At 60.9% G+C, this 24,688-nt stretch carries 38 protein-coding genes; 37 read left to right on the top strand and 1 reads right to left on the bottom strand.

From position 1 onward, the window contains the following. The first annotated feature begins 57 nt into the window (after positions 1-57). The 37 genes from ACS13N_RS05615 to dsbD all read left to right on the top strand — a co-directional run bounded on the left by ACS13N_RS05615 (position 58) and on the right by dsbD (position 23,607). Positions 58-1,314 (top strand): MFS transporter, encoded by a 1,257-nt coding sequence (locus tag ACS13N_RS05615; RefSeq protein WP_438930748.1) that lies wholly within the window; start codon positions 58-60, stop codon positions 1,312-1,314. A gap of 296 nt (positions 1,315-1,610) precedes the next feature. Beyond that, positions 1,611-1,988, top strand: coding sequence for a 30S ribosomal protein S12 (gene rpsL / locus ACS13N_RS05610; protein WP_021197587.1), 378 nt, complete (start codon positions 1,611-1,613; stop codon positions 1,986-1,988). Between the two features lie 199 nt (positions 1,989-2,187). Further along, positions 2,188-2,658 carry a 30S ribosomal protein S7 gene (gene rpsG / locus ACS13N_RS05605; protein ID WP_004634470.1) on the top strand — a complete coding sequence of 157 codons (471 nt, stop codon included), beginning with the start codon at positions 2,188-2,190 and terminating at the stop codon, positions 2,656-2,658. Between the two features lie 119 nt (positions 2,659-2,777). Then, a complete protein-coding gene (gene fusA / locus ACS13N_RS05600) occupies positions 2,778-4,946 on the top strand; it encodes an elongation factor G (RefSeq protein WP_438930747.1) in 2,169 nt (722 codons plus the stop codon). Positions 4,947-5,026: 80 nt separating this feature from the next. Next, complete coding sequence (gene tuf, locus ACS13N_RS05595; RefSeq protein ID WP_039601006.1) at positions 5,027-6,235, top strand: elongation factor Tu; 1,209 nt, start codon at positions 5,027-5,029, stop codon at positions 6,233-6,235. Between the two features lie 107 nt (positions 6,236-6,342). After that, a complete protein-coding gene (gene rpsJ, locus ACS13N_RS05590) occupies positions 6,343-6,654 on the top strand; it encodes a 30S ribosomal protein S10 (protein ID WP_004634473.1) in 312 nt (103 codons plus the stop codon). A gap of 286 nt (positions 6,655-6,940) precedes the next feature. After that, positions 6,941-7,594 (top strand): 50S ribosomal protein L3, encoded by a 654-nt coding sequence (gene rplC / locus ACS13N_RS05585; protein WP_199033313.1) that lies wholly within the window; start codon positions 6,941-6,943, stop codon positions 7,592-7,594. An 11-nt stretch (positions 7,595-7,605) separates the two neighbouring features. Then, the gene (gene rplD, locus ACS13N_RS05580; RefSeq protein WP_021197584.1) at positions 7,606-8,226 is read left to right on the top strand and encodes a 50S ribosomal protein L4; all 621 of its coding nucleotides are present in this window, start codon (positions 7,606-7,608) and stop codon (positions 8,224-8,226) included. Then, positions 8,223-8,537 (top strand): 50S ribosomal protein L23, encoded by a 315-nt coding sequence (rplW, locus tag ACS13N_RS05575; RefSeq protein WP_039598701.1) that lies wholly within the window; start codon positions 8,223-8,225, stop codon positions 8,535-8,537. The genes rplD and rplW overlap by 4 nt, the downstream gene beginning before the upstream one ends. Positions 8,538-8,539: 2 nt before the next feature. Beyond that, a complete protein-coding gene (gene rplB, locus ACS13N_RS05570; RefSeq protein WP_438930746.1) occupies positions 8,540-9,370 on the top strand; it encodes a 50S ribosomal protein L2 in 831 nt (276 codons plus the stop codon). Positions 9,371-9,391: 21 nt separating this feature from the next. After that, positions 9,392-9,667: a 30S ribosomal protein S19 gene (gene rpsS / locus ACS13N_RS05565; RefSeq protein ID WP_438930745.1), complete on the top strand. Its 276-nt coding sequence runs from the start codon at positions 9,392-9,394 to the stop codon at positions 9,665-9,667. A 9-nt stretch (positions 9,668-9,676) separates the two neighbouring features. After that, positions 9,677-10,006 carry a 50S ribosomal protein L22 gene (rplV, locus tag ACS13N_RS05560; protein WP_004634479.1) on the top strand — a complete coding sequence of 110 codons (330 nt, stop codon included), beginning with the start codon at positions 9,677-9,679 and terminating at the stop codon, positions 10,004-10,006. 9 nt (positions 10,007-10,015) lie between these two features. Continuing rightward, positions 10,016-10,813, top strand: a complete 798-nt coding sequence (rpsC, locus tag ACS13N_RS05555; RefSeq protein ID WP_021197580.1) for a 30S ribosomal protein S3 — start codon at positions 10,016-10,018, stop codon at positions 10,811-10,813. Between the two features lie 2 nt (positions 10,814-10,815). Beyond that, positions 10,816-11,232, top strand: coding sequence for a 50S ribosomal protein L16 (gene rplP / locus ACS13N_RS05550; RefSeq protein WP_003264123.1), 417 nt, complete (start codon positions 10,816-10,818; stop codon positions 11,230-11,232). Between the two features lie 12 nt (positions 11,233-11,244). After that, complete coding sequence (gene rpmC, locus ACS13N_RS05545) at positions 11,245-11,439, top strand: 50S ribosomal protein L29 (RefSeq protein WP_039598703.1); 195 nt, start codon at positions 11,245-11,247, stop codon at positions 11,437-11,439. Then, entirely contained in the window at positions 11,436-11,705 is a 270-nt protein-coding gene (gene rpsQ, locus ACS13N_RS05540; RefSeq protein WP_039598704.1) for a 30S ribosomal protein S17, read from the top strand. The genes rpmC and rpsQ overlap by 4 nt, the downstream gene beginning before the upstream one ends. Positions 11,706-11,967: 262 nt before the next feature. Further along, complete coding sequence (rplN, locus tag ACS13N_RS05535; RefSeq protein WP_003264129.1) at positions 11,968-12,336, top strand: 50S ribosomal protein L14; 369 nt, start codon at positions 11,968-11,970, stop codon at positions 12,334-12,336. An 11-nt stretch (positions 12,337-12,347) separates the two neighbouring features. Next, the gene (rplX, locus tag ACS13N_RS05530; protein ID WP_048935286.1) at positions 12,348-12,656 is read left to right on the top strand and encodes a 50S ribosomal protein L24; all 309 of its coding nucleotides are present in this window, start codon (positions 12,348-12,350) and stop codon (positions 12,654-12,656) included. A gap of 26 nt (positions 12,657-12,682) precedes the next feature. After that, positions 12,683-13,225: a 50S ribosomal protein L5 gene (gene rplE, locus ACS13N_RS05525; RefSeq protein WP_009241894.1), complete on the top strand. Its 543-nt coding sequence runs from the start codon at positions 12,683-12,685 to the stop codon at positions 13,223-13,225. A gap of 9 nt (positions 13,226-13,234) precedes the next feature. Further along, on the top strand, positions 13,235-13,540 hold the full coding sequence (gene rpsN / locus ACS13N_RS05520; RefSeq protein ID WP_004634486.1) for a 30S ribosomal protein S14: 306 nt from the start codon (positions 13,235-13,237) through the stop codon (positions 13,538-13,540). Positions 13,541-13,567: 27 nt separating this feature from the next. Further along, a complete protein-coding gene (gene rpsH / locus ACS13N_RS05515; RefSeq protein WP_004634489.1) occupies positions 13,568-13,963 on the top strand; it encodes a 30S ribosomal protein S8 in 396 nt (131 codons plus the stop codon). Between the two features lie 12 nt (positions 13,964-13,975). Then, on the top strand, positions 13,976-14,509 hold the full coding sequence (rplF, locus tag ACS13N_RS05510) for a 50S ribosomal protein L6 (RefSeq protein WP_438930744.1): 534 nt from the start codon (positions 13,976-13,978) through the stop codon (positions 14,507-14,509). An 11-nt stretch (positions 14,510-14,520) separates the two neighbouring features. Next, complete coding sequence (gene rplR / locus ACS13N_RS05505; protein ID WP_021197575.1) at positions 14,521-14,877, top strand: 50S ribosomal protein L18; 357 nt, start codon at positions 14,521-14,523, stop codon at positions 14,875-14,877. Between the two features lie 21 nt (positions 14,878-14,898). Next, on the top strand, positions 14,899-15,417 hold the full coding sequence (gene rpsE, locus ACS13N_RS05500; RefSeq protein WP_013211230.1) for a 30S ribosomal protein S5: 519 nt from the start codon (positions 14,899-14,901) through the stop codon (positions 15,415-15,417). 22 nt (positions 15,418-15,439) lie between these two features. After that, positions 15,440-15,622, top strand: a complete 183-nt coding sequence (rpmD, locus tag ACS13N_RS05495; protein WP_003264137.1) for a 50S ribosomal protein L30 — start codon at positions 15,440-15,442, stop codon at positions 15,620-15,622. An 18-nt stretch (positions 15,623-15,640) separates the two neighbouring features. Then, positions 15,641-16,072 (top strand): 50S ribosomal protein L15, encoded by a 432-nt coding sequence (gene rplO, locus ACS13N_RS05490; RefSeq protein WP_021197574.1) that lies wholly within the window; start codon positions 15,641-15,643, stop codon positions 16,070-16,072. A 57-nt stretch (positions 16,073-16,129) separates the two neighbouring features. Continuing rightward, on the top strand, positions 16,130-17,452 hold the full coding sequence (gene secY / locus ACS13N_RS05485; protein WP_021197573.1) for a preprotein translocase subunit SecY: 1,323 nt from the start codon (positions 16,130-16,132) through the stop codon (positions 17,450-17,452). A gap of 30 nt (positions 17,453-17,482) precedes the next feature. Then, entirely contained in the window at positions 17,483-17,701 is a 219-nt protein-coding gene (infA, locus tag ACS13N_RS05480) for a translation initiation factor IF-1 (RefSeq protein WP_039559157.1), read from the top strand. Between the two features lie 30 nt (positions 17,702-17,731). Next, on the top strand, positions 17,732-17,848 hold the full coding sequence (gene rpmJ, locus ACS13N_RS05475) for a 50S ribosomal protein L36 (RefSeq protein ID WP_003264141.1): 117 nt from the start codon (positions 17,732-17,734) through the stop codon (positions 17,846-17,848). Between the two features lie 21 nt (positions 17,849-17,869). Next, a complete protein-coding gene (gene rpsM / locus ACS13N_RS05470) occupies positions 17,870-18,235 on the top strand; it encodes a 30S ribosomal protein S13 (protein ID WP_021197572.1) in 366 nt (121 codons plus the stop codon). Between the two features lie 24 nt (positions 18,236-18,259). Then, on the top strand, positions 18,260-18,661 hold the full coding sequence (gene rpsK / locus ACS13N_RS05465) for a 30S ribosomal protein S11 (protein WP_021197571.1): 402 nt from the start codon (positions 18,260-18,262) through the stop codon (positions 18,659-18,661). A 201-nt stretch (positions 18,662-18,862) separates the two neighbouring features. Next, entirely contained in the window at positions 18,863-19,486 is a 624-nt protein-coding gene (gene rpsD / locus ACS13N_RS05460; protein ID WP_438930743.1) for a 30S ribosomal protein S4, read from the top strand. After that, positions 19,486-19,695, top strand: coding sequence for a hypothetical protein (locus ACS13N_RS05455; protein ID WP_438930742.1), 210 nt, complete (start codon positions 19,486-19,488; stop codon positions 19,693-19,695). Before rpsD ends, ACS13N_RS05455 begins: the two co-directional genes overlap by 1 nt. Positions 19,696-19,727: 32 nt before the next feature. After that, entirely contained in the window at positions 19,728-20,708 is a 981-nt protein-coding gene (locus ACS13N_RS05450; protein WP_004634508.1) for a DNA-directed RNA polymerase subunit alpha, read from the top strand. A gap of 141 nt (positions 20,709-20,849) precedes the next feature. Further along, a complete protein-coding gene (gene rplQ, locus ACS13N_RS05445) occupies positions 20,850-21,245 on the top strand; it encodes a 50S ribosomal protein L17 (protein ID WP_031330213.1) in 396 nt (131 codons plus the stop codon). Positions 21,246-21,402: 157 nt separating this feature from the next. Beyond that, positions 21,403-21,741, top strand: a complete 339-nt coding sequence (cutA, locus tag ACS13N_RS05440; RefSeq protein WP_438930741.1) for a divalent-cation tolerance protein CutA — start codon at positions 21,403-21,405, stop codon at positions 21,739-21,741. 18 nt (positions 21,742-21,759) lie between these two features. Beyond that, a complete protein-coding gene (dsbD, locus tag ACS13N_RS05435) occupies positions 21,760-23,607 on the top strand; it encodes a protein-disulfide reductase DsbD (protein WP_438930740.1) in 1,848 nt (615 codons plus the stop codon). Here dsbD and hemB read toward each other — a convergent pair whose 3' ends face one another. Then, positions 23,608-24,603 carry a porphobilinogen synthase gene (gene hemB / locus ACS13N_RS05430; protein WP_438930739.1) on the bottom strand — a complete coding sequence of 332 codons (996 nt, stop codon included), beginning with the start codon at positions 24,601-24,603 and terminating at the stop codon, positions 23,608-23,610. Positions 24,604-24,688 lie beyond the last annotated feature (85 nt).

Raw genomic sequence — 24,688 nt, 5'->3', positions numbered from 1 at the left:
TAATCTGCGCGAATAGGCTGGCTACGATGGGGCATCTCGATCTTTCTCCTCGCCATCATGACGACTGAAGCCCCCAACGTTGCCGTGTCTCATCCCCCTGCTGATCGCTTGCCGCGCGGCGCGACGCCATTGTTCGCTGCTGCGGTTGGGCTCATCGTCGTCAACCTGTTCGGCATCCAGCCGCTCGTCGCCGAGATCGCCGCCACCATCGGTTGGACCACGGCGGCGACGGGGCTGCTGGTGACCGCGACGCTCATCGGCTACGGCATCGGCCTGTTGCTGCTGATGCCGCTGACCGACCTGCAGGACAACCGGGCGCTCGCTTCGCGCACGCTGTGGGGTGCGGTGGCGTCGCTGGCGCTGACTACCGTGGCGCACAGCGGGCAGGTGTTGATGCTGGCTGCCTTCGCCATCGGCCTGACGTCGACTGTCATCCAGATGCTGATCGCGCTGGCTGGGCGCCTGGCCGCCGACCGTCGGCGCGGGCGTGTGCTCGGCGACATCATGATCGGCCTGAACCTGGGCATCCTGCTCTCACGCCCGGTCGCCAGCCTGATTGCGGCGCAGTGGGGTTGGCGCGCGTTCTATGGCGCGTCGGCGGTGGCGATCGCTGTGTTGGCGATTGTTCTGCCGCGCGTGATGCCGACCTTCGTGCCGCCGCGTACGCAGTCGTACGGTGCGCTGTTGGGCTCGTACGGCCGCTTGCTGCGCGATGAGCCGTTGCTGCGCCGGCGCGCCGCCACCCAGGCCTTGCTGATGGCCGCTTTTACGTTGTTCTGGACAGCCGTGGCACTACGGCTGGCAGCGGCGCCGTTCCAGTTGTCGCAAAACGGCATCGGCATCTTTGCGCTGTGTGGGGCGGCTGGTGTCGTGGCGGCACCCGTTGCGGGGCGACTGGCCGATCGCGGTTTGGTACGCCTGGGTACGCTGCTCGCACACGGCAGTGCGGCGACCGGGCTGCTGCTGGCGCTGGCTTCGGCACTGGTGCCGGGGTTGAGCGTTCCCGTCATGCTGGCCATGCTGGTGGTCGCTGCGTTGCTGTTGGATTTTGGCGCCATCGGGGACCAGGCGCTTGGTCGCTATATGGTCAACACGCTGTCGCCGGAGATCCGCGGGCGTGTGAATGGTTTATATACCGGCGCATTCTTCTTTGGCGCGGCGGCGGGTGGTGGCTTGGCAGGAGTGGCCTGGGCGCATGCCGGCTGGATTGGTGTCTCGGTGCTCGCGCTGGCGTTTGTGTCGGCTGGCGCACTCGTCTTTCTCTGGCCCAGCGCGGCCCCGCGTGCCATTGGCGCCACACCGCGCCGCTGCTGATCTGTAACGCGCGTCGCCAGACAGGCGGCGCGCTTGACGCTTGCAAAACAGCCCGCTATAGTGCCAGATTCGAGTTTTTGGCTTCTGGTTTCGCACGTCCATGTCCGGCAACGCGCCGTGCAAGGCATCTGAACCAGACGGGCTCGCGCTCTTTGGTCTCGATCTGTTCCCGCAGGTCCTCTCTCTAGAGCGTTCTGCTCGCCACTTCCAAAACCCGATTGCGCCGATTGCCTCACATGTGAGGCTGCCACGTCACGTGGTCCGGCGATTTTTCAAAAACCAAGCTGGATTGAACAATGCCAACTATCAATCAATTGGTTCGCAAGCCCCGCGTCTCTGAAAAGCTGAAGAGCAAGAGCCCGGCGCTTGAGAACTGCCCGCAGCGCCGCGGCGTGTGCACCCGCGTGTACACCACGACGCCGAAGAAGCCGAACTCGGCACTGCGTAAGGTCGCCAAGGTGCGCCTGACCAACGGTTTCGAAGTCATTTCGTACATCGGCGGTGAAGGCCACAACCTGCAAGAACACAGCGTCGTGCTGATCCGCGGCGGCCGTGTGAAGGATTTGCCGGGTGTGCGTTACCACATCGTGCGCGGCTCCCTTGACCTGCAAGGCGTCAAGGACCGTAAGCAAGCGCGTTCGAAGTACGGCGCGAAGCGCCCGAAGAAGGCCTAAGTTGTCAGTGAGATCGACCCGCGCGTGTTGTGCGAATGCGGGGACACGGTCTTGTCATGAGCAGGCGGTACAACAGTGCGTTTTTTGATCGCACTGGCACCGTCGAGTAAGTGGTCACCCGGCTCAGATTGTTGGAAGACAAGCTAGTTGGTGGCCAGAGAACCGAAGCGGTTCTCAACTGAACAGAGAAGGAAAGAAGATGCCACGTCGTCGTGAAGTCCCCAAGCGGGAAATTCTGCCGGACCCGAAGTTCGGCAATGTGGAAGTCGCCAAGTTCATGAACGTCCTGATGCTGGACGGCAAGAAGTCGGTGGCTGAGCGTATCGTCTACGGTGCGTTCGACCAGATCGAGAAGAAAGCAGGCAAGGCGCCTATCGAGGTGTTCACGCTGGCAATCGGCAACATCAAGCCGGTGGTCGAAGTGAAGAGCCGCCGTGTTGGTGGCGCCAACTATCAGGTGCCGGTCGAAGTCCGGCCGTCGCGTCGTCTGGCATTGGCGATGCGTTGGCTGCGGGAAGCTGCGAAGAAGCGCAGCGAGAAGTCGATGGCCCTGCGTCTGGCTGGTGAACTGCTCGAGGCCTCGGAAGGCCGCGGCGGCGCCATGAAGAAGCGCGACGAAGTGCACCGTATGGCGGAAGCCAACAAGGCGTTCTCGCACTTCCGCTTCTAAGCGACTCACGCACGTTGTTGGTTGCTGGGCGGGCTGTGTGCGCACATCTCGCCCATTTGTATTAGGGGCGCTTGCTATCCAGCAGCGCCCCGTTGACGAATCAGAGCAAAGGATTAACCGTGGCTCGTAAGACCCCCATTGAGCGCTACCGTAACATCGGTATTTCCGCTCACATCGACGCCGGCAAGACCACCACGACCGAGCGGATCCTGTTCTACACCGGTGTGAACCACAAGATCGGTGAAGTGCATGATGGCGCTGCCACCATGGACTGGATGGAGCAGGAACAAGAGCGCGGCATCACCATCACGTCGGCTGCTACCACTGCCTTCTGGAAGGGCATGGGCGGCAACTACCCCGAGCACCGCTTCAACATCATCGACACCCCGGGCCACGTGGACTTCACCATCGAGGTGGAGCGTTCCATGCGTGTGCTGGACGGCGCGTGCATGGTGTACTGCGCAGTGGGTGGCGTGCAGCCGCAGTCGGAAACCGTCTGGCGCCAGGCCAACAAGTACAAGGTGCCGCGTCTGGCGTTCGTCAACAAGATGGACCGTACCGGCGCGAACTTCTTCAAGGTCTACGACCAGCTGAAGACCCGCCTGAAGGCCAACCCGGTGCCCGTGGTGGTGCCGATTGGTGCAGAAGAAGGCTTCCAAGGCGTCGTCGATCTGCTGGAAATGAAGGCGATCATTTGGGACGAAGCCAGCCAAGGCGTGAAGTTCGAATACACCGACATCCCGGCCGAACTCGTTGACACCTGCAACGAGTGGCGCGAGAAGATGGTCGAGTCGGCTGCTGAAGCCAGCGAAGCGCTGATGGAAAAGTACCTGGGCGGCGAAGAGCTGACCCGTGCTGAGATCGTCAAGGCGCTGCGCGACCGTACCATCGCCTGCGAAATCCAGCCGATGCTGTGCGGCACCGCGTTCAAGAACAAGGGCGTGCAGCGCATGCTCGACGCCGTGATCGACTTCCTGCCGTCGCCGGTCGACATTCCGCCGGTGCAAGGCATCGACGAAACCGACGAAACGAAGAAGCTCGAGCGCAAGGCTGACGACAGCGAAAAGTTCTCGGCACTGGCGTTCAAGATCATGACTGACCCGTTCGTCGGTCAGCTGATCTTCTTCCGCGTCTACTCGGGCAAGATCAACTCGGGCGACACCGTGTACAACCCGGTGAAGCAGAAGAAGGAGCGTCTGGGCCGTATTCTGCAGATGCATGCCAACCAGCGCGAAGAAATCAAGGAAGTGCTGGCCGGTGACATCGCCGCTGCGGTGGGCCTGAAGGATGCGACCACGGGTGATACGCTGTGCGACCCGGCTGCTCCGATCATTCTCGAGCGCATGGTGTTCCCGGAGCCGGTGATCTCGCAGGCTGTCGAGCCGAAGACCAAGGCTGACCAGGAAAAGATGGGCATCGCCCTGAACCGCCTGGCCGCTGAAGATCCGTCGTTCCGCGTGCGTACCGATGAAGAATCGGGCCAGACCATCATTTCGGGCATGGGCGAGCTCCACCTCGAAATTCTGGTCGACCGCATGAAGCGCGAATTCGGCGTGGAAGCCAACATCGGCGCGCCGCAGGTTGCCTACCGCGAAACCATCCGCAAGAAGGTTGAGGACGTCGAAGGCAAGTTCGTCAAGCAATCGGGCGGCCGCGGTCAGTATGGTCACGCTGTGATCACGCTGGAACCGCTGGACGAAGAAGGCAAGGCGGCAGCGAAGGCTGCGGCGACCACGTCGGCAGCAGCTGCTGCTGCGGCCAATGGTTTCGTCTTCATCGACGCCATCAAGGGCGGTGTGATTCCTCGCGAATACATCCCGGCGGTCGAAAAGGGTATCGTCGACACGCTGCCGGCCGGTATTCTGGCTGGCTTCCCGGTGGTGGACGTGAAGGTCACGCTGACGTTTGGTTCGTACCACGATGTGGACTCGAACGAAAACGCATTCCGTATGGCCGGCTCGATGGCCTTCAAGGAAGCGATGCGCAAGGCCACTCCGGTTCTGCTCGAGCCGATGATGGCTGTGGAAGTGGAAACGCCGGAAGACTACACGGGCACCGTGATGGGCGACTTGTCGTCCCGCCGCGGCATCGTGCAGGGCATGGACGACATGGTGGGCGGCGGCAAGGTCATCAAGGCCGAAGTCCCGCTGTCGGAAATGTTCGGTTATTCGACGTCGCTACGCTCGGCCACGCAAGGCCGCGCCACGTACACCATGGAATTCAAGCAATACGCTGAGGCGCCGAAGAACATCGCCGAAGCTGTGATGGCCGCCAAGGGTACGAAGTAATCAACGTGTTTGGGCGATCGCATGAGCGATCGCCCGCATCCAAATCTAGTAATTAGCCGATTCCGAATTGAGGAGCTGACATGGCAAAGGAAAAGTTCGAGCGGACCAAGCCGCACGTGAACGTTGGGACGATTGGTCACGTTGACCACGGCAAGACGACGCTGACCGCAGCGATCGCAACCGTGCTGTCGAGCAAGTTCGGTGGTACCGCCAAGAAGTACGACGAAATCGACGCAGCGCCGGAAGAAAAGGCACGCGGCATCACGATCAACACCGCGCACATCGAGTACGAGACGGCTAACCGTCACTACGCGCACGTTGACTGCCCGGGCCACGCCGACTACGTCAAGAACATGATCACCGGTGCCGCCCAGATGGACGGCGCCATCCTGGTGTGCTCGGCCGCTGACGGCCCGATGCCGCAAACGCGTGAGCACATCCTGCTGGCCCGCCAAGTGGGCGTGCCGTACATCATCGTCTTCCTGAACAAGTGCGACATGGTGGACGACGCTGAGCTGCTGGAACTGGTCGAGATGGAAGTGCGCGAACTTCTGTCGAAGTACGAGTTCCCGGGCGACGACACCCCGATCATCAAGGGTTCGGCCAAGCTGGCGCTGGAAGGCGACAAGGGCGAGCTGGGCGAAGTGGCCATCATGAACCTGGCCGACGCACTGGATACCTACATCCCGACGCCGGAGCGCGCTGTTGACGGTACGTTCCTGATGCCGGTGGAAGACGTGTTCTCGATCTCGGGTCGCGGCACCGTGGTGACCGGCCGTATCGAGCGCGGCATCATCAAGGTCGGCGAAGAAATCGAAATCGTCGGTATCGCGATGGACGGCGACAAGCCGAAGATCGACAAGACGACCTGCACGGGCGTGGAAATGTTCCGCAAGCTGCTCGACCAAGGTCAGGCAGGCGACAACGTCGGTATTCTGCTGCGCGGCACGAAGCGTGAAGACGTTCAGCGTGGTCAAGTGCTGGCCAAGCCGGGTTCGATCAAGCCGCACACGGAATTCACGGGCGAGGTCTACATCTTGTCGAAGGACGAAGGTGGTCGTCACACCCCGTTCTTCAACAACTACCGCCCGCAGTTCTACTTCCGTACGACGGACGTGACTGGCTCGATCGCTCTGCCGGAAGGCAAGGAAATGGTCATGCCGGGTGACAACGTGTCGATCACCGTCAAGCTGATCGCCCCGATCGCCATGGAAGAAGGCCTGCGCTTCGCTATCCGCGAAGGTGGCCGTACCGTGGGTGCTGGCGTCGTCGCCAAGATCATCAAGTAAAAGGCGGACCGATGCGCTGCTCCTCGTAAGAGGTGTGGCGCATCGCCTGTTGCATCGCTCTTTCAATCTACCGGCGGCCCAGCCGTCATGCTCTTTAAGGAAACATCATGCAGAACCAGAAGATCCGTATCCGCCTGAAGGCTTTCGACTACCGCCTGATCGACCAGTCGGCTGCTGAGATCGTTGAAACTGCCAAGCGCACTGGCGCGATCGTCAAGGGCCCGGTGCCCCTGCCGACCCGCATCCAACGTTTCGACGTTCTGCGTTCGCCGCACGTCAACAAGACCAGCCGCGACCAGTTCGAAATCCGCACGCACCAGCGCCTGATGGACATCGTCGATCCGACGGACAAGACCGTCGACGCGCTGATGAAGCTGGACCTGCCGGCTGGCGTGGACGTCGAGATCAAGCTGCAGTAAGCAAGACAACGCTGCCGGATCACTCCGGTAACGGGCAAACGGCGAGCCAAGTGCTCGCCGTTTTGCTTTTTGGGTGCCGGCTGTTGCAATGCACATGACGCCCGCGCGCCCATCTGGCAATCGCACTTGCATATTGTTGGTAACCGGGATATATTGTAGGGCTACCCCTTTAGTCAGGGGAGTGGGCTGGCCATTTGGCCTCGCGCTATCTCTTTAGGCGCAGTCCAGTTCAAGATTCGTAGTATCAATCAGCCCCGGCCAATCGCAGCTGGGAATGGAGCAAACCATGAGCCTTGGCCTTGTAGGTCGCAAGGTTGGCATGACCCGTATTTTCACGGACGACGGCGATTCGATTCCCGTTACCGTGCTCGAGGTCGGCGACAACCGCGTGACGCAAATCAAGACGGACGAGACCGACGGTTATACCGCGGTTCAAGTCACCTTCGGCACCCGACGCGCCAGCCGCGTCACCAAGCCGCTGGCGGGTCATCTCGCCAAAGCCGGCGTGGAAGCGGGCGAAGTCATCAAAGAATTCCGAGTGGATGCCGCTCGTGCCGCTGAATTCCAGCCTGGCGCGAACATCAGCGTCGACCTGTTCGAAGTCGGTCAAAAGATCGACGTCCAGGGTGTGACGATTGGTAAGGGCTACGCCGGTACCATCAAGCGTTACAACTTCTCGTCGGGCCGCGCCACGCACGGTAACTCGCGTTCGCACAACGTGCCGGGCTCGATCGGTATGGCGCAGGATCCGGGCCGCGTGTTCCCGGGTAAGCGCATGACCGGTCACATGGGTGACGTCACCCGTACCGTCCAGAATCTGGAAATCGCCAAGATCGACGCAGAGCGCAAGCTGCTGCTGGTCAAGGGTGCGATCCCGGGCGCCAAGGGCGGTCAAGTCATCGTCACGCCGGCTGTGAAGGCCCGCGTCAAGAAGGCATAAGGAGCAAACGCATGGAACTGAAGCTGCTCCAGGACAACGGTCAACTCGGCGCTGGCGTTGCTGCCTCGCCGGAAGTGTTCGGCCGTGACTACAACGAAGCCCTCGTTCACCAGATCGTCGTCGCTTATCAGGCCAACGCTCGCAGCGGTAACCGTAAGCAGAAGGATCGTGAAGAGGTCAAGCACACGACCAAGAAGCCGTGGCGCCAAAAGGGTACGGGCCGCGCCCGTGCAGGTATGAGCTCCTCCCCGCTGTGGCGCGGGGGTGGTCGTATCTTCCCGAACAGCCCGGAAGAAAACTTCTCGCAGAAGGTCAACAAGAAGATGTACCGCGCCGGCATGCGCTCGATTTATTCGCAGCTTGCCCGTGAAGGTCGCATCAACGTCGTTGACAGCCTGTCCGTCGAAGCCCCGAAGACCAAGCTGCTGGCCGACAAGCTCGGCGCCATGGGCCTGGACTCGGTGCTCGTGATTACCGATAACCTGGACGAAAACCTCTTCCTGGCATCGCGCAACCTGGCGCACGTGCTCGTGGTTGAGCCGCGTCACGCTGACCCCCTGTCGCTCGTGCACTACAAGAAGGTGCTCGTGACGAAGGGTGCCGTCGCGCAGATCGAGGAGTTGCTGAAATGACGCAAGTTGCCAAGAACGACCATCGCCTGATGCAGGTGCTGCTGGCGCCCGTGGTGTCTGAAAAGGCAACGCTGGTGGCCGAGAAGAACGAACAGGTCGTGTTCGAAGTGGCTCCCGACGCCAACAAGATCGAAGTGAAGGCTGCCGTTGAACTGCTGTTCAAGGTGGAAGTCGCTTCCGTCCAGATCCTGAACCGTAAGGGCAAGCAAAAGCGCTTCGGTCGCTTCATGGGGCGTCGTAACCACGTGAAGATGGCCTATGTTTCGCTGAAGCCGGGTCAGGAAATCAATTTTGAAGCGGAGGCCAAGTAATCATGGCACTCGTCAAGACCAAGCCGACATCGCCGGGCCGCCGCTCGATGGTGAAGGTCGTTAATCCCGACCTTCACAAGGGTGCGCCGCACGCTCCGCTGCTGGAAAAGCAATTCCAGAAGTCGGGTCGTAACAACAACGGCCATATCACCACCCGTCATAAGGGCGGTGGTCACAAGCATCACTATCGCATCGTCGACTTCAAGCGCAACGATAAGGACGGTATCCCGGCCAAGATCGAACGCCTGGAATACGACCCGAACCGTAGCGCCAACATCGCGCTCGTGCTGTTCGCTGACGGCGAGCGCCGCTACATCATCGCCCCGAAGGGCGCTGTGGTTGGCCAAGCCATCACCAACGGCTCGGAAGCGCCGATCAAGGCCGGTAACAACCTGCCGATCCGCAACATTCCGGTCGGTACGACGATCCACTGTGTGGAAATCCTGCCGGGCAAGGGCGCTCAGGTTGCCCGTTCGGCTGGTACGTCCGCCGTGCTGCTGGCTCGCGAAGGCATCTACGCTCAAGTGCGTCTGCGCTCGGGTGAAGTGCGCCGCGTGCACATCGAGTGCCGCGCGACCATCGGTGAAGTCGGCAACGAAGAGCACAGCCTGCGCCAGATCGGCAAGGCCGGTGCAACCCGTTGGCGCGGTATTCGCCCGACCGTTCGCGGTGTGGTGATGAACCCGGTTGATCACCCGCACGGTGGTGGTGAAGGTAAGACTGCTGCTGGCCGTGATCCGGTGTCCCCGTGGGGTACGCCGACCAAGGGCTACCGCACCCGTCGTAACAAGCGCACGGACAGCATGATCGTTCAGCGCCGTCACAAGCGTTAATCGGTAGGTAGGAGCTAAGAAATGACTCGTTCCGTAAAGAAAGGTCCGTTCATCGACGCCCACCTGCTGAAGAAGGTGGAAGCGGCGGTGAGCAACAAGGACAAGAAGCCCATCAAGACGTGGTCGCGTCGTTCGACCATTCTGCCGGACTTCATCGGTCTGACGATCGCCGTTCACAACGGCCGTCAGCACGTGCCCGTGTATGTCACGGAAAACATGGTTGGCCACAAGCTCGGCGAATTTGCGCTTACGCGTACGTTCAAGGGCCACGCTGCCGACAAGAAAGCGAAGCGATAAGGGGCAATCATGGAAGTTAAAGCGATTCATCGCGGCGCCCGTATCTCCGCACAGAAGACGCGCCTGGTTGCTGACCAGATCCGCGGCCTGTCGATCGAGCGTGCGCTCAACGTGCTGACGTTCAGCCCGAAGAAGGCGGCTGGCATCGTGAAGAAGGTGGTTGAGTCCGCCATCGCGAACGCCGAGCACAACGAAGGCGCCGACATCGATGAGCTGAAGGTCAAGTCGATCTACATCGACAAGGCAACCTCGCTCAAGCGCTTCACCGCGCGTGCGAAGGGCCGTGGCAACCGCATCGAGAAACAAACCTGTCACATCACTGTGACGCTGGGCAACTAAGGGGTCACGATGGGACAGAAGATTCATCCGACTGGCTTCCGTCTGGCTGTCAGCCGTAACTGGGCTTCGCGTTGGTACGCGAACAACACCCAGTTTGCGGGCATGCTCAAGGAAGACATCGAAGTTCGCGAGTTTCTGAAGAAGAAGCTGAAGAACGCTTCGGTGGGCCGCGTGGTCATCGAGCGTCCGGCCAAGAATGCACGTATCACCATTTACAGCTCGCGTCCGGGCGTGGTGATCGGCAAGAAGGGCGAGGACATCGAACTGCTGAAGGCAGAACTGCAACGTCGCATGGGCGTGCCCGTGCACGTGAACATCGAAGAAATCCGCAAGCCGGAAGTCGATGCGCAGCTGATCGCCGATTCGATCACGCAGCAGCTCGAGCGCCGCATCATGTTCCGCCGCGCCATGAAGCGCGCGATGCAGAACGCAATGCGTCTGGGTGCTCAGGGCATCAAGATCATGAGCTCGGGCCGTCTGAACGGCATCGAAATCGCCCGTACCGAGTGGTACCGCGAAGGCCGTGTGCCCCTGCACACGCTGCGCGCTGATATCGACTACGGCTTCTCCGAAGCGGAAACCACCTACGGCATCATCGGTGTCAAGGTGTGGGTGTACAAGGGCGACCACCTGGGTCGCAACGATGCACCCGTGGTGGAAGAGCCGAAGGAAGATGAGCGCCGCCGCCGTCCGGGTCGCCCGGAAGGCCGTCGCCGTGAAGGCGATCGCCCGGCCGGTCAGCGCCGCGGTGCTGGTGCAGGTGCTCCCCGCCGTAGCGGTGGCGCCGACGCCAAGACTGGAGAATAAAGATGCTGCAACCTAAGCGCAGGAAGTACCGCAAGGAGCAGAAGGGCCGCAACACCGGTATCGCCACGCGCGGTAACGCCGTGTCGTTCGGCGAATTCGGCCTGAAGGCGATGGGCCGTGGCCGTCTGACCGCACGTCAGATCGAGTCGGCCCGTCGTGCGATGACCCGTCACATCAAGCGTGGCGGCCGCATTTGGATCCGGATTTTCCCGGACAAGCCGATCTCGAAGAAGCCTGCCGAAGTCCGTATGGGTAACGGTAAGGGCAACCCGGAATACTACGTGGCTGAAATTCAGCCGGGCAAGATGCTGTACGAGATGGACGGCGTTGGCGAAGAGCTGGCACGCGAGGCATTCCGCCTGGCCGCTGCCAAGCTGCCGATCGCGACCAGCTTCGTGGTGCGTCAGGTCGGAACGTAAGGAGCACACACCATGAAAGCAACCGAACTGCGCGGCAAAGATGCCGCCGGCCTGAACCAGGAGCTCTCCGAGCTGCTGAAGGCCCAATTTGGCCTGCGCATGCAAAAGGCGACGCAACAGCTGCAGAACACCAGCCAGCTGAAGAAGGTGCGTCGTGACATCGCGCGTGTTCGCACCGTGATGGGCGAGAAAGGGAGCCAGAAATGACTGAAGCAGCAACGTCCCTGAAACGCACGCTCGTCGGTCGCGTTGTCAGCGACAAGATGGACAAGACCGTGACGGTCCTGATCGAAAACCGCGTCAAGCATCCGCTGTACGGCAAGTACGTTGTGCGCTCGAAGAAGTACCACGCGCATGACGAAGCCAACCAGTACAAGGAAGGCGACAAGGTTGAAATCACGGAATCGCGTCCGATCTCCCGCACCAAGTCGTGGGTGGTCTCGCGCCTGCTGGAAGCAGCACGCGTGATCTAAAACAACAGCTTGCAGTTTGCTGTTGCAAGACCGAGATTATGTGTTATAGTCTCGGTCTTTCCCTTTGTGAGGGTGGCTGATCGATTGGCGGCTCGAGCAAGGAGAAAACGAATGGGTCTGGTGGCACTCGCTGCCAGGCAGCTACCGACTTCAAGTTGATCAACCCAATCGCGGTTGGCGCAATGCCAGCGGCCGGCGGGACCAAGACTGATCGCCTCTGTGCATTGTGCGTAAAGGCGAATTAAGTTGGGACGAGAACACCATGATTCAGACAGAAAGCCGGCTCGAAGTGGCCGATAACACGGGTGCACGTGAAGTCATGTGCATCAAGGTGCTGGGTGGTTCGAAGCGCCGCTACGCCAGCGTCGGCGACATTATCAAGGTCAGCGTCAAGGATGCTGCCCCGCGTGGTCGCGTCAAGAAGGGCGATATCTACAACGCCGTGGTGGTGCGTACCGCCAAGGGCGTGCGCCGTCCTGACGGCTCGCTCATCAAGTTCGACGGCAATGCCGCCGTGCTGCTGAACACCAAGCTTGAGCCGATCGGCACCCGTATCTTCGGGCCGGTCACTCGCGAACTCCGTACCGAGCGCTTCATGAAGATCGTGTCGCTCGCGCCGGAAGTGCTGTAATCGGAGGCCGCATGAACAAGATTCGCAAGGGCGATCGCGTCATCGTCCGCACCGGTAAAGACAAGGGTAAGCAAGGTACCGTGCTGTCCGTGCTCGCTGAGCACGTGACGGTGGAAGGCGTGAACGTTGCCAAGAAGCACGTGCGCCCGAACCCGATGCTGGGTACCACGGGTGGTGTGGTCGACAAGGTCATGCCCATCCATATTTCGAACGTTGCGCTCGTGGATGCCAATGGCAAGCCGTCGCGCGTCGGCATCAAGGTTGAAGGCGGCGTGAAGACGCGCGTGCTGAAGACCACCGGTGCTGCCGTCGGCGCTTGATTCTGGGCGATAGAGAGGAGTTGAGCATGACTGCACGTCTGCAAGAGTTTTACAAAGAGAAGGTTGTGCCGGAACTGATCAAGCAGTTCGGTTACAAGTCCGTGATGGAAGTGCCGCGCATCACCAAGATCACCCTGAACATGGGCCTTGGCGAAGCGATCAATGACAAGAAGGTCATTGAGCACGCCACCGGCGACCTGATCAAGATCGCTGGCCAGAAGCCCATCGTGACGAAGGCCCGCAAGGCTATCGCCGGCTTCAAGATTCGCCAGGGTTACCCGATCGGCACGATGGTCACGCTGCGTGGCCAACGCATGTACGAATTCCTGGACCGCTTCATCACCGTGTCGCTGCCGCGTGTGCGCGACTTCCGCGGTGTGTCGGGTAAGGCGTTCGACGGTCGTGGCAACTACAACATCGGTGTGAAAGAGCAGATCATTTTCCCCGAAATCGAGTACGACAAGATCGACGCACTCCGTGGTCTGAACATCAGCATCACGACGACTGCGAAGAACGACGAGGAAGCGAAGGCGCTCCTCAATGCGTTCAAGTTCCCGTTCCGTAATTAAGGGGTTACCGTGGCTAAATTGTCTCTGATCGAACGCGAGAAGAAGCGTGCCAAGCTCGTGGCCAAGTACGCTGAGAAGCGCGCCGCTCTCGAAGCCATCGTGGCAGACCAAAGCAAGTCGGAAGAAGAGCGTTACGAAGCGCGCCTGAAGCTGCAAGCTCTGCCGCGCAACGCGAACCCGACTCGTCAGCGCAACCGCTGCTCGATCACCGGTCGTCCCCGCGGTACGTTCCGCAAGTTTGGCCTGGCGCGTAACAAGCTCCGTGAAATCGCCTTCAAGGGCGAAATCCCGGGTCTGACGAAAGCCAGCTGGTAATCACGCACAGGCTACAGGAGAAACACTATGAGCATGAGCGATCCGATCGCCGATATGCTGACGCGTATCCGCAACGCGCAAGCGGTGGAAAAAGCGTCGGTGGTCATGCCGTCGTCGAAGCTGAAGGTGGCAATCGCCAAAGTCCTGAAGGACGAAGGCTACATCGACGAATTCGCCGTGACCGAGCAGGGTGGCAAGTCCACGCTGACGATTGGTCTGAAGTACTACGCTGGCCGTCCGGTCATCGAGCGCCTGGAGCGCGTCTCGAAGCCTGGTCTGCGTGTGTACAAGGGCCGTAACGAAATCCCGCAAGTGATGAACGGCCTGGGCGTTGCCATCATCTCGACCCCGCAGGGTCTGATGACGGACCGCCGTGCGCGCGCAACCGGTGTCGGTGGCGAAGTCATTTGCTACGTCGCCTAAGGGAGGGGAACCATGTCTCGCGTAGGTAAGGCTCCCATCGCGCTGCCCAAGGGCGCCGAAGTCAATTTCGCTGGTGGTCTGCTGACCGTCAAGGGCCCGCTGGGCACGCTGACGCAGCCGATTCACTCGCTGGTTAAGGTCAACACCGACAACGGCACGATCACGTTCGCGCCGGCAGATGAGTCGCGTGAAGCCAATGCGTTGCAAGGCACGATGCGCGCCCTGACGGCCAACATGGTCAAGGGCGTGACGACGGGCTTCGAGCGCAAGCTGAACCTGGTCGGCGTGGGTTACCGTGCTTCGCTTCAGGGTACGGCCTTGAAGCTGCAACTCGGTTTCTCGCACGACGTGATCCATGAGATGCCGGAAGGCGTGAAGGCGGAAACGCCGACGCAGACCGAAATCATCATCAAGGGTTCGGACAAGCAGAAAGTTGGTCAGGTCGCCGCTGAAGTGCGTGGCTATCGTCCGCCTGAGCCCTACAAGGGCAAGGGTGTGCGTTACGCCGACGAGCGCGTGATCCTGAAGGAAACCAAGAAGAAGTAAGGGTGCACATCATGAACAAAAATGACTCGCGTTTGCGCCGTGCACGTCAGACCCGCCTGAAGATTGCGGAGCTGAACGTCGCTCGCCTGGCTGTGCACCGTACTAACCTGCACATCTACGCGCAGGTCTTCTCGGAAGACGGCACGAAGGTTCTGGCTGCGGCCTCGACGGCGGAAGCCGAAGTCCGCAAGGAACTGAACGGCAACGGTGGCAACACCGCGGCTGCCACCCTGGTGGGTAAGCGTATTGCTGAGAAGGCGAAGGCTGCCGGCATCGAAGCCGTGGCGTTCGATCGCTCGGGTTTCCGTTATCACGGTCGCGTGAAGGCACTGGCTGACGCGGCACGCGAAGCTGGCCTGAAGTTCTAAGCCGGCATAGAGGATATCGTCATGGCAAAAATTCAACCTAAGGTCCAAGGGGACGAACGCGACGACGGTCTTCGCGAGAAGATGATCGCGGTCAACCGCGTGACCAAGGTGGTCAAGGGCGGCCGGATTCTCGGTTTCGCTGCTCTGACCGTGGTCGGCGACGGCGACGGCCGTATCGGCATGGGCAAGGGTAAGGCGAAGGAAGTGCCCGTGGCCGTGCAGAAGGCAATGGACGAAGCCCGTCGCAAGATGGTCAAGGTCCCGCTGAAGAACGGTACGCTGCAGCACGAAGTGGTTGGCAAGCATGGCGCCGCTAAGGTGCAAATGATGCCCGCGAAGGACGGTACTGGCGTGATCGCCGGCGGCCCGATGCGCGCCATCTTCGAAGTGATGGGCGTGACGAACATCGTGACCAAGTCGCACGGTTCGACCAATCCTTACAACATGGTGCGCGCAACGCTGGACGGCCTGCGCAAGATGAGCACCCCGGCTGAAATTGCTGCCAAGCGTGGCAAGTCGGTCGAAGAGATCCTCGGCTAAGCCGAAGGGATAGGTGAACGATATGTCGCAGAAAACCGTGAAAGTCCAACTCGTGCGTAGCCTGATCGGTACGCGCGAAGACCACCGCGCCACGGTGCGTGGTCTGGGCCTGCGCCGCATGAACTCGGTGTCCGAATTGCAGGACACGCCGGCAGTGCGCGGCATGATCAACAAGGTGTCCTACCTGGTCAAGGTCATCGGCTAAGGCAAGACGGAGAAGAACATGCAACTGAATAACCTGAAGCCGGCAGCCGGCTCCAAGCACGCCAAGCGCCGTGTCGGTCGCGGTATTGGCTCGGGCCTGGGTAAGACGGCTGGTCGTGGTCACAAAGGTCAGAAGTCGCGTTCGGGTGGTTTCCACAAGGTCGGCTTCGAAGGCGGCCAGATGCCCCTGTATCGACGTCTGCCCAAGCGTGGTTTCACCTCGCTGACCAAGGAATTCACCGCTGAAGTGCGTCTGGGCGACCTGGCGGGCCTGCCGATCGAAGAAATCGATCTGCTGTCCCTCAAGCAAGCCGGCCTCGTTGGCGAGATGGTCAAGAGCGCCAAGGTGATCCTGTCGGGCGAGATCGACAAGAAGGTGGTTCTGAAGGGCCTGGGCGCAACGGCTGGGGCGAAGGCCGCAATCGAAGCGGCTGGTGGCTCGCTGGCCTGATAGCCTGCTGTTTCACACTGACGGAGCATCCGTTTGGCCACGGCGAAACCTAATGTGATGGCCCAGGCCAAGAACACGGCCAAGTACGGCGATCTTCGCCGTCGGCTGGTGTTCCTGGTCCTGGCACTGCTGGTGTACCGGATCGGCGCGCACATCCCTGTGCCTGGCATCGATCCGGATCAACTGGCGCAGCTTTTCCAACGGCAGTCGGGCGGCATCCTCGGGATGTTCAACCTGTTCTCCGGTGGCGCGCTGTCGCGGTTCACGGTGTTTGCGCTGGGGATCATGCCGTACATCTCGGCGTCGATCATCATGCAACTGCTGACGATCGTGCTGCCGCAGCTGGAATCGCTCAAGAAGGAAGGCCAAGCCGGCCAGCGCAAGATTACGCAGTACACGCGCTACGGTACGGTCCTCTTGGCGACGTTCCAGGCGCTTGGGATTGCAGTGGCACTCGAAGCACAGCCGGGTCTGGTGTTGGATCCGGGTCTGATGTTCCGAGCGACCGCAGTGATCACGCTGGTGACGGGCACGATGTTCCTGATGTGGCTGGGTGAGCAGATTACCGAGCGCGGTCTGGGCAACGGGATCTCGATCATCATCTTTGGCGGGATTGCAGCGGGTCTGCCCAATGCCATCGGCGGGCTGTTTGAGCTGGTGCGCACGGGTTCGATGGGGATTTTCTCCGCGATCCTGGTGGTGGCGATCATTGGCGCGGTGACTTTCGTGGTGGTGTTCATTGAACGCGGCCAGCGCAAGATCCTCGTCAACTACGCCAAGCGGCAGGTTGGTAACAAGATTTATGGCGGTCAGTCGTCGCATTTGCCGCTGAAGTTGAATATGGCTGGGGTGATTCCGCCGATCTTTGCATCGTCGATCATTCTGTTCCCGGCCACGATCGCGGGCTGGTTTACGGCCGGCAACTCGACGAATCCGGTTACCCGGTTCGTCAAGGACCTGGCAGCAACGCTGTCGCCAGGTCAGCCGGTGTACATCCTGCTGTATGCGGCGGCGATCATCTTCTTCTGTTTCTTCTATACCGCGCTGGTCTATAACAGCCGCGAAGTGGCAGATAACCTGAAGAAGAGTGGGGCGTTCATTCCGGGCATCCGTCCGGGCGAGCAAACCACGCGGTATATCGACAAGATTCTGGTGCGTCTGACCTTGGCGGGTGCGATCTACATCACGCTGGTGTGTCTGTTGCCGGAGTTCTTGGTGCTGCGCTGGAATGTGCCGTTCTACTTTGGTGGGACGTCGCTGTTGATCATCGTGGTTGTCACGATGGACTTCATGGCGCAAGTGCAGTCCTACGTGATGTCTCAGCAGTACGAGTCTTTGATGAAGAAGGCGAATTTCAAGGGCAACCTGACGCTCCGGTAGAAAAGAGCGGTCGCACGAAGCTAAAAAGACATGGCTAAAGACGACGTGATTCAGATGCAGGGTGAGGTGCTGGAAAACCTTCCCAACGCAACGTTTCGCGTCAAGCTAGAGAACGGCCACGTAGTGTTAGGCCATATTTCCGGCAGGATGCGGATGCATTACATCCGCATCCTGCCCGGGGACAAGGTGACGGTCGAATTGACCCCGTATGATCTGTCCCGCGCGCGCATCGTATTCCGGGCGAAGTGAGCGGACTGGAATTGAAGGAAGAGGAAAATCATGAAAGTGCTGGCTTCTGTTAAGCGCATTTGCCGCAACTGCAAAATCATCAAGCGCAAGGGCGTGGTGCGTGTGATCTGCTCGTCGGACCCGCGTCATAAGCAGCGCCAAGGCTAATTTCGCAAAGAGGATTGACGAATGGCACGTATCGCAGGGGTCAACATCCCCAACCACAAACATACCGTGATTGGCCTGACGGCGATCTACGGTATCGGCCGCTCGCGCGCTCAGAACATTTGCGAGGCTACTGGCATCCCGACCGACAAGAAGGTCAAGGACCTGACGGATTCGGACCAGGAAGCGCTGCGTAAGGAAATCGAGAAGTTCCTCGTCGAAGGCGATCTGCGCCGTGAAACGACGATGAACATCAAGCGCCTGATGGATCTGGGCTGCTACCGTGGCGTGCGTCATCGCAAGGGCCTGCCGATGCGCGGTCAGCGCACCCGCACCAATGCCCGCACCCGTAAGGGTCCGCGCAAGGCCGGCGTCGCGCTCAAGAAGTAATCCGTCGGGTAAAGGATAGGAACTATGGCAAAAGCAGCGAATACCGCCGCCCAGCGCGCGCGTAAGAAGGTTCGCAAGAACGTCGCCGACGGCATCGCGCACGTTCACGCGTCGTTCAACAACACGATCATCACGATCACCGACCGTCAGGGCAACGCCCTGTCGTGGGCGACGTCGGGCGGCCAAGGCTTCAAGGGCTCGCGTAAATCGACGCCGTTCGCGGCTCAGGTCGCTGCTGAAAGTGCTGGCCGCGTGGCGCAGGACCAAGGCATCAAGAACCTGGAAGTGCGCATCAAGGGCCCGGGCCCGGGTCGTGAGTCGGCCGTGCGTGCTCTGAACAACCTGGGTATCAAGATCGCCGTGATCGAAGACGTGACGCCGGTGCCGCACAACGGCTGCCGTCCGCCGAAGCGTCGTCGCATCTAAGTGACTCGACCGGCCGCGCCAGTTGCTGGCGAGGGCGGTCTGCGGGTGCTACACTTGCCCGCTTGCCTGTCTTCCGGGTTTCCCGGAAGGCGGGTTTCGTCTTTTCATAAGCCCACTGTTCGTCACGGTTCCATTGGGAGCCTGGTGATGGACCATCCGCGGAGTTTGTGCTGCGGATGACTGACAACAAAGGAACGCAACGTGGCACGCTATACCGGCCCCAAGGCGAAACTGTCTCGCCGCGAAGGTACTGACCTTTTTCTGAAGAGCGCACGTCGCTCGCTCGCCGACAAGTGCAAGCTGGACAGCAAGCCTGGCCAGCACGGTCGCACGTCCGGCGCCCGCACCTCCGACTACGGCAACCAACTGCGCGAAAAGCAGAAGGTCAAGCGCATCTACGGTGTGCTGGAGCGTCAATTCCGCCGCTACTTCGCTGAAGCTGATCGCCGCAAGGGCAACACGGGTGAGACCCTGCTGCAACTGCTGGAATCGCGCCTGGACAACGTCGTCTACCGCATGGGCTTCGGCTCGACCCGCGCTGAAGCGCGTCAGCTGGTGTCGCACAAGGCGATCCTGGTGAACGGTCAAGCTCTGAACGTGCCGTCGGCCCAGATCAAGTCGGGCGATGTGATTGCCATCCGCGAAAAGTCGAAGAAGCAAGTGCGTATCGCTGAATCGCTGACGCTGGCAGAGCAAAGCGGCTTCCCGATGTGGGTGACCGTGGACGCCAAGAAGATGGAAGGCACCTTCAAGCAAGCCCCGGATCGCGCAGATATCGCTGGCGATATCAACGAAAGCCTGATCGTCGAATTGTATTCGCGTTGATGACGACGCCCGTGCCGGAAGGTGCGGGCTTCTTGCGCTTTTTGGGGACGCTCATCGTCAACAAAATTGTGTTCGTGCGCCCGCCGTATCTTGGCGCCGACCCAATCTGGTTCGTTACGTGCCGCAACGCGATTGCGGCACGCGCGTCTTCCGTCGCGGTGGACGCGACGGAATCTTTCCAGTCCAATCCGTCAGCCTTATCGGTGTAACGAGCCGAGGGTATTGAAACAGGACAACCTACATGCAAACAGCACTCCTGAAGCCGAAAATTATTGCGGTTGAGCCGCTTGGCGATCATCACGCGAAGGTCGTCATGGAACCGTTCGAGCGTGGCTACGGCCACACGCTCGGTAACGCGCTGCGCCGCGTGCTGCTGTCGTCGATGGTCGGCTATGCCCCGACCGAGGTTACGATCGCTGGGGTCGTCCACGAATATTCCACCATCGATGGCGTGCAGGAAGACGTCGTCAACCTGCTGCTGAACCTGAAGGGCGTGGTGTTCAAGCTGCATAACCGTGATGAAGTCACGGTGTCGCTGCGCAAGGAAGGCGAAGGTGTGGTGACCGCTGCCGATATCGAGCTGCCGCACGATGTCGAGATCATCAACCCGGGTCATGTCATCGCCAACCTGTCGGCTGGCGGCAAGCTGGATCTGCAACTGAAGGTCGAGCAAGGCCGCGGCTATGTGCCGGGTAACGTGCGCAAGTTCGGCGACGAGTCGAGCAAAGTCATTGGCCGCATCGTGCTGGACGCTTCGTTCGCACCGGTGCGCCGCGTGTCGTACGCCGTTGAGTCCGCTCGTGTGGAACAGCGTACCGACCTCGACAAGCTGGTGATGAACATCGAAACCAATGGCGTGATCTCGCCGGAGGAAGCGATTCGCCAGTCGGCTCGTATCCTGGTTGACCAACTGTCGGTATTCGCTGCTCTGGAAGGTACCGAGAGCGCCGCTGAGGCCGCCGCCGCCCGCGCACCGCAGATCGATCCGATCCTGCTGCGCCCGGTCGACGATCTGGAGCTGACGGTGCGTTCGGCCAACTGCCTGAAGGCCGAGAACATCTACTACATCGGCGACCTGATCCAGCGTACCGAGAACGAGCTGCTGAAGACCCCGAACCTGGGTCGCAAGTCGCTCAACGAGATCAAGGAAGTCCTCGCTTCGCGTGGCCTGACGCTCGGCATGAAGCTCGAGAACTGGCCGCCTGCAGGTCTCGAGAAGTAAGTTGCAGTTGTCGGCCGGTGCGTGTGCATCGGCCGGTTTTCCCGCCGTTGCTGTGTGAGCGGCCTATTGTTAAAGCTACCGGCCCGCGCCTCGCAAGGGGTGATAGAAGAGCTGGTCAAACACTCTTAAGAAGGAATCATCATGCGTCACCGTCATGGTTTGCGGAAACTGAACCGCACCTCGTCGCACCGTCTCGCGATGCTGCGCAACATGTCCAACTCGCTGCTGCAGCACGAGCTGATCAAGACCACTCTGCCGAAGGCCAAGGAGCTGCGCAAGGTTGTTGAGCCGTTGATCACGCTGGCCAAGAAGGACACCGTTGCCAACCGCCGTCTGGCATTCGCCCGCCTGCGCGATCGCGACATGGTCACCAAGCTGTTCACCGAACTGGGCCCGCGTTTCGCGACCCGTCCGGGCGGCTACACCCGTATCCTGAAGTTCGGCTTCCGCCAAGGCGACAATGCACCGATGGCACTGGTCGAACTGCTGGACCGTCCGGAAGTTGCCGAGGCTGTGGACGCCGAAGCCGCTGAGTAAAGTCAGCCGAGGTTTGCCGGTGCGACACGTCGTCGCGCCGGATGAACCGAAAGTGCGCGTTTCAACGCGCATTACAATGAAGCCAGGATTCGCATCCTGGCTTTTTTGTTGTCTGCGCTGGGCTAGTTGGCCATTGGAGCGCATCTGTGGAGTTTCCATGTCTGTCGGAACCGATGTGCTGCTGGTGCTGACCAATCTGCCGGATGCCGACAGTGCCGACCGTGTGACCAAAGTCGTGCTCGAATCTCGGTTGGCAGCGTGCGTCAATCGCTTGCCTGCCTGCGCGTCGACATACTGGTGGAATGGTGCTATCGAACAGGCGACCGAGATTCCTCTGTTGATCAAGACCACGCGCGCGGCGTATCCCGCACTCGAGGCGGCGTTGCGCAAGGCGCATCCATACGAGGTGCCTGAAATCATCGCTGTGCCGGTGACGGCGGGCTTGCCGGCGTATCTTGCATGGGTGACCGACGAGACGCGCCCGTCTTCTGTTTGAAGTTTGATTGCCGTTGATATGACCTTGTCTTCGTTCCTGCCCATGCGGCGCGTATTGCAGCTGTTGATGTTGCTGATCGCCGTGACGATGCTGCGCGTACCGGCGCATGCCGCGGACGATTTCTTGCCGCCCGAGAAGGCATTCCGTTTCTCTGCCACGCAGGTCGATGGGCAGACTGTCGAGGTCAAGTTCGACATTGCCGACGGTTACTACATGTACCGCGAGCGTTTGGCTGTGGCAGCGGATCCGGCAACGGTCACATTCGCGCCGCTTGAGCTGCCGGCCGGCAAAGTGAAGTTTGACGAGAACTTCAACAAGGACGTCGAAACCTATCGTCACACGCTCGTCTTTCATGTGAAGGCGCAGAACGCGTCGACGCCGTTTACGCTGGTCGTCACCTCGCAAGGCTGCGCCGACCAGGGCCTGTGCTATCCGCCGATGAAGAGCCGCTTCCAGGTGGAGCCGGCTTCAGCGTCAAGTGCACCGACCACACCGGGTACCGTAGCAGTGAATGGCGCGGAATCGTCCTCGGGGGATGCGCTGGGCCGCATCGCCAGCACGCTGGGCAGCGGCAACCTCGGGGCGATTGCCTTGCTGTTCTTCGGTTTTGGTTTGCTGCTGACATTCACACCGTGCGTGCTGCCCATGTTGCCGATCGTCTCGGCCATTGTGGTGGGCGAGCATGCCACGCGCATGCGTGCGGCGTTGGTGTCAGTGGCATATGTGTTGGGGATGGCGACGGTCTATACGGCGCTTGGCGTGGCGGCGGGCTTGGCGGGGCAGGGTCTTCAGGCCGCCTTGCAGAACCCTTGGGTATTGGGCGCGTTTGCGTTGCTGATCGCGCTGTTGTCTTTGTCGATGTTCGGCCTGTACGAACTGCAACTGCCAGCGGCGTGGCATCACCGCTTGACGCAGGCGTCCAACAAACTGAGCGGTGGTCAGATTGTTGGGGCTGCGGTCATGGGCGCGCTGTCCGCGCTGATCGTTTCGCCGTGCGTGACTGCACCGTTGGCGGGCGCACTGGCCTACATCGCGCAGACCGGCAATGCGGCAACAGGTGGAACAGCGCTGTTTGCCCTGTCCATGGGGATGGGGGTGCCGCTGATTCTGGTGGGCATGGGCGCCGGCAATCTGCTGCCGCGTTCAGGGCATTGGTTGACCGTCACCAAGGCGGTTTTCGGATTCATTCTGCTGGCCGTCGCTCTGTACATCGTGCAGCCGGTGCTGCCCGCGTGGGCCGCAATGGTGGCGTGGGGTGCGCTGCTGATCGGTGCGGCTGTGTTTCTGCGGACATTCGATTCGCTGCCGGACGGTGCGGGCAACGTGCAGCGTCTGGGCAAGGTGGTGGGCGTGGTACTGGCACTGGCTGGTACGGCCCAACTGGTGGGGGTGGCAGCCGGTGGGCGCGACCCGCTGCAGCCGTTGGCCGGTGTGCTGCGTGCGTCGACGGGCGCATCCGCGCAAGCCGAAGCCCAAGGTGTGACGTTCAAGCGCGTGAAGAGCATTGCCGAACTCGACGCCGAAGTGCGTAGCGCCAGTGCGTCGGGTCGTGCAGTGATGCTCGACTTCTATGCCGACTGGTGCGTGAGCTGCAAGGAAATGGAGCGCCTGACCTTCACCGATGCGCGGGTACGCGCGGCGCTCGCTGAGGTGGTGCTGTTGCAGGCGGATGTGACGGCCAACAACGCCGATGACCAGGCGCTGCTCAAGCGCTTCGGCTTGTTTGGTCCGCCGGGCACGATCTTCTTTGATACGCAGGGCCGCGAGGTTCAGGCCCGAGTGGTCGGCTTCGAGCGCGCCGACATCTTCCTCGCCAGCCTGCGCCGCGCGCTTGGCGCAGCACAGACGGCGAAAACCTCGACCTGATCAACCGCGCAGCAAGCGGGCGGCGTCCAGCGCGAAGTACGTCAGGATGCCGTTCGCGCCGGCACGCTTGAACGCCAGCAGCGACTCCAGCACAACCTTGTCGTGATCCAGCCAGCCGTTCTGCGCGGCGGCCTTGAGCATCGCGTATTCGCCGCTGACCTGGTAGACGTAGGTCGGGAAGCGGAACTCGTCCTTCACGCGGCGCACGATGTCGAGGTACGGCATGCCTGGCTTGACCATCACCATGTCGGCGCCCTCGGCGATGTCGAGCGCAACTTCGCGCAGCGCCTCGTCCGAGTTGGCCGGGTCCATCTGGTAGGTCATCTTGTTGCTCTTGCCCAGGTTGGCCGCCGAGCCCACGGCATCACGGAACGGGCCGTAGAACGCCGACGCGTACTTGGCCGCGTAAGCCATGATGCGCGTGTAGATGTGGTCATCATTTTCCAGTGCCATGCGGATCGCGCCGATACGGCCGTCCATCATGTCTGACGGTGCGACGATGTCTACGCCAGCCGCTGCCTGCACCAGTGCTTGGGCGGTCAGGATCTCGACCGTCTCTTCATTCAGGACGTAACCGTTGGCATCGAGCACGCCGTCCTGGCCATGGCTCGTGTACGGGTCGAGCGCCACGTCGGTCAGGATGCCCAGCTCGGGGAAGCGCGCCTTGAGCGCCTTCACTGCACGCGGGATGAGACCCTCGGGGTTGGTCGCCTCAATGCCGTCCGGCGTCTTGATCGACGGCTCGATGACGGGGAACAGCGCCAGTACCGGAATGCCCAGCTGCACGCACTGCTCGGCCACGCCCAGCAGCACGTCGACCGAGACGCGCTCGATGCCAGGCATCGACGGCACGGCCTGGCGCACGTTGGTGCCTTCCAGAATGAAAACGGGGTAGATCAGGTCATCGGCCGTCAGGCGCGACTCGCGCATCATGCGGCGGGAGAAATCGTCGCGGCGCATGCGGCGCGGGCGATGGTCGGGGAAGCTTGCGATCATGTCAGCGGACTCTAAGAACACACTGTGAAGTTTGAAAACTTTCGTGGCGATTATCCATCCTATGCACGGACAATGCGCCCGCGAC

The organism is Ralstonia sp. 24A2 (assembly GCF_051783885.1).
In the GTDB taxonomy this organism is placed as follows: domain Bacteria; phylum Pseudomonadota; class Gammaproteobacteria; order Burkholderiales; family Burkholderiaceae; genus Ralstonia.
This window is presented reverse-complemented; position numbering and strand designations above follow the sequence as displayed.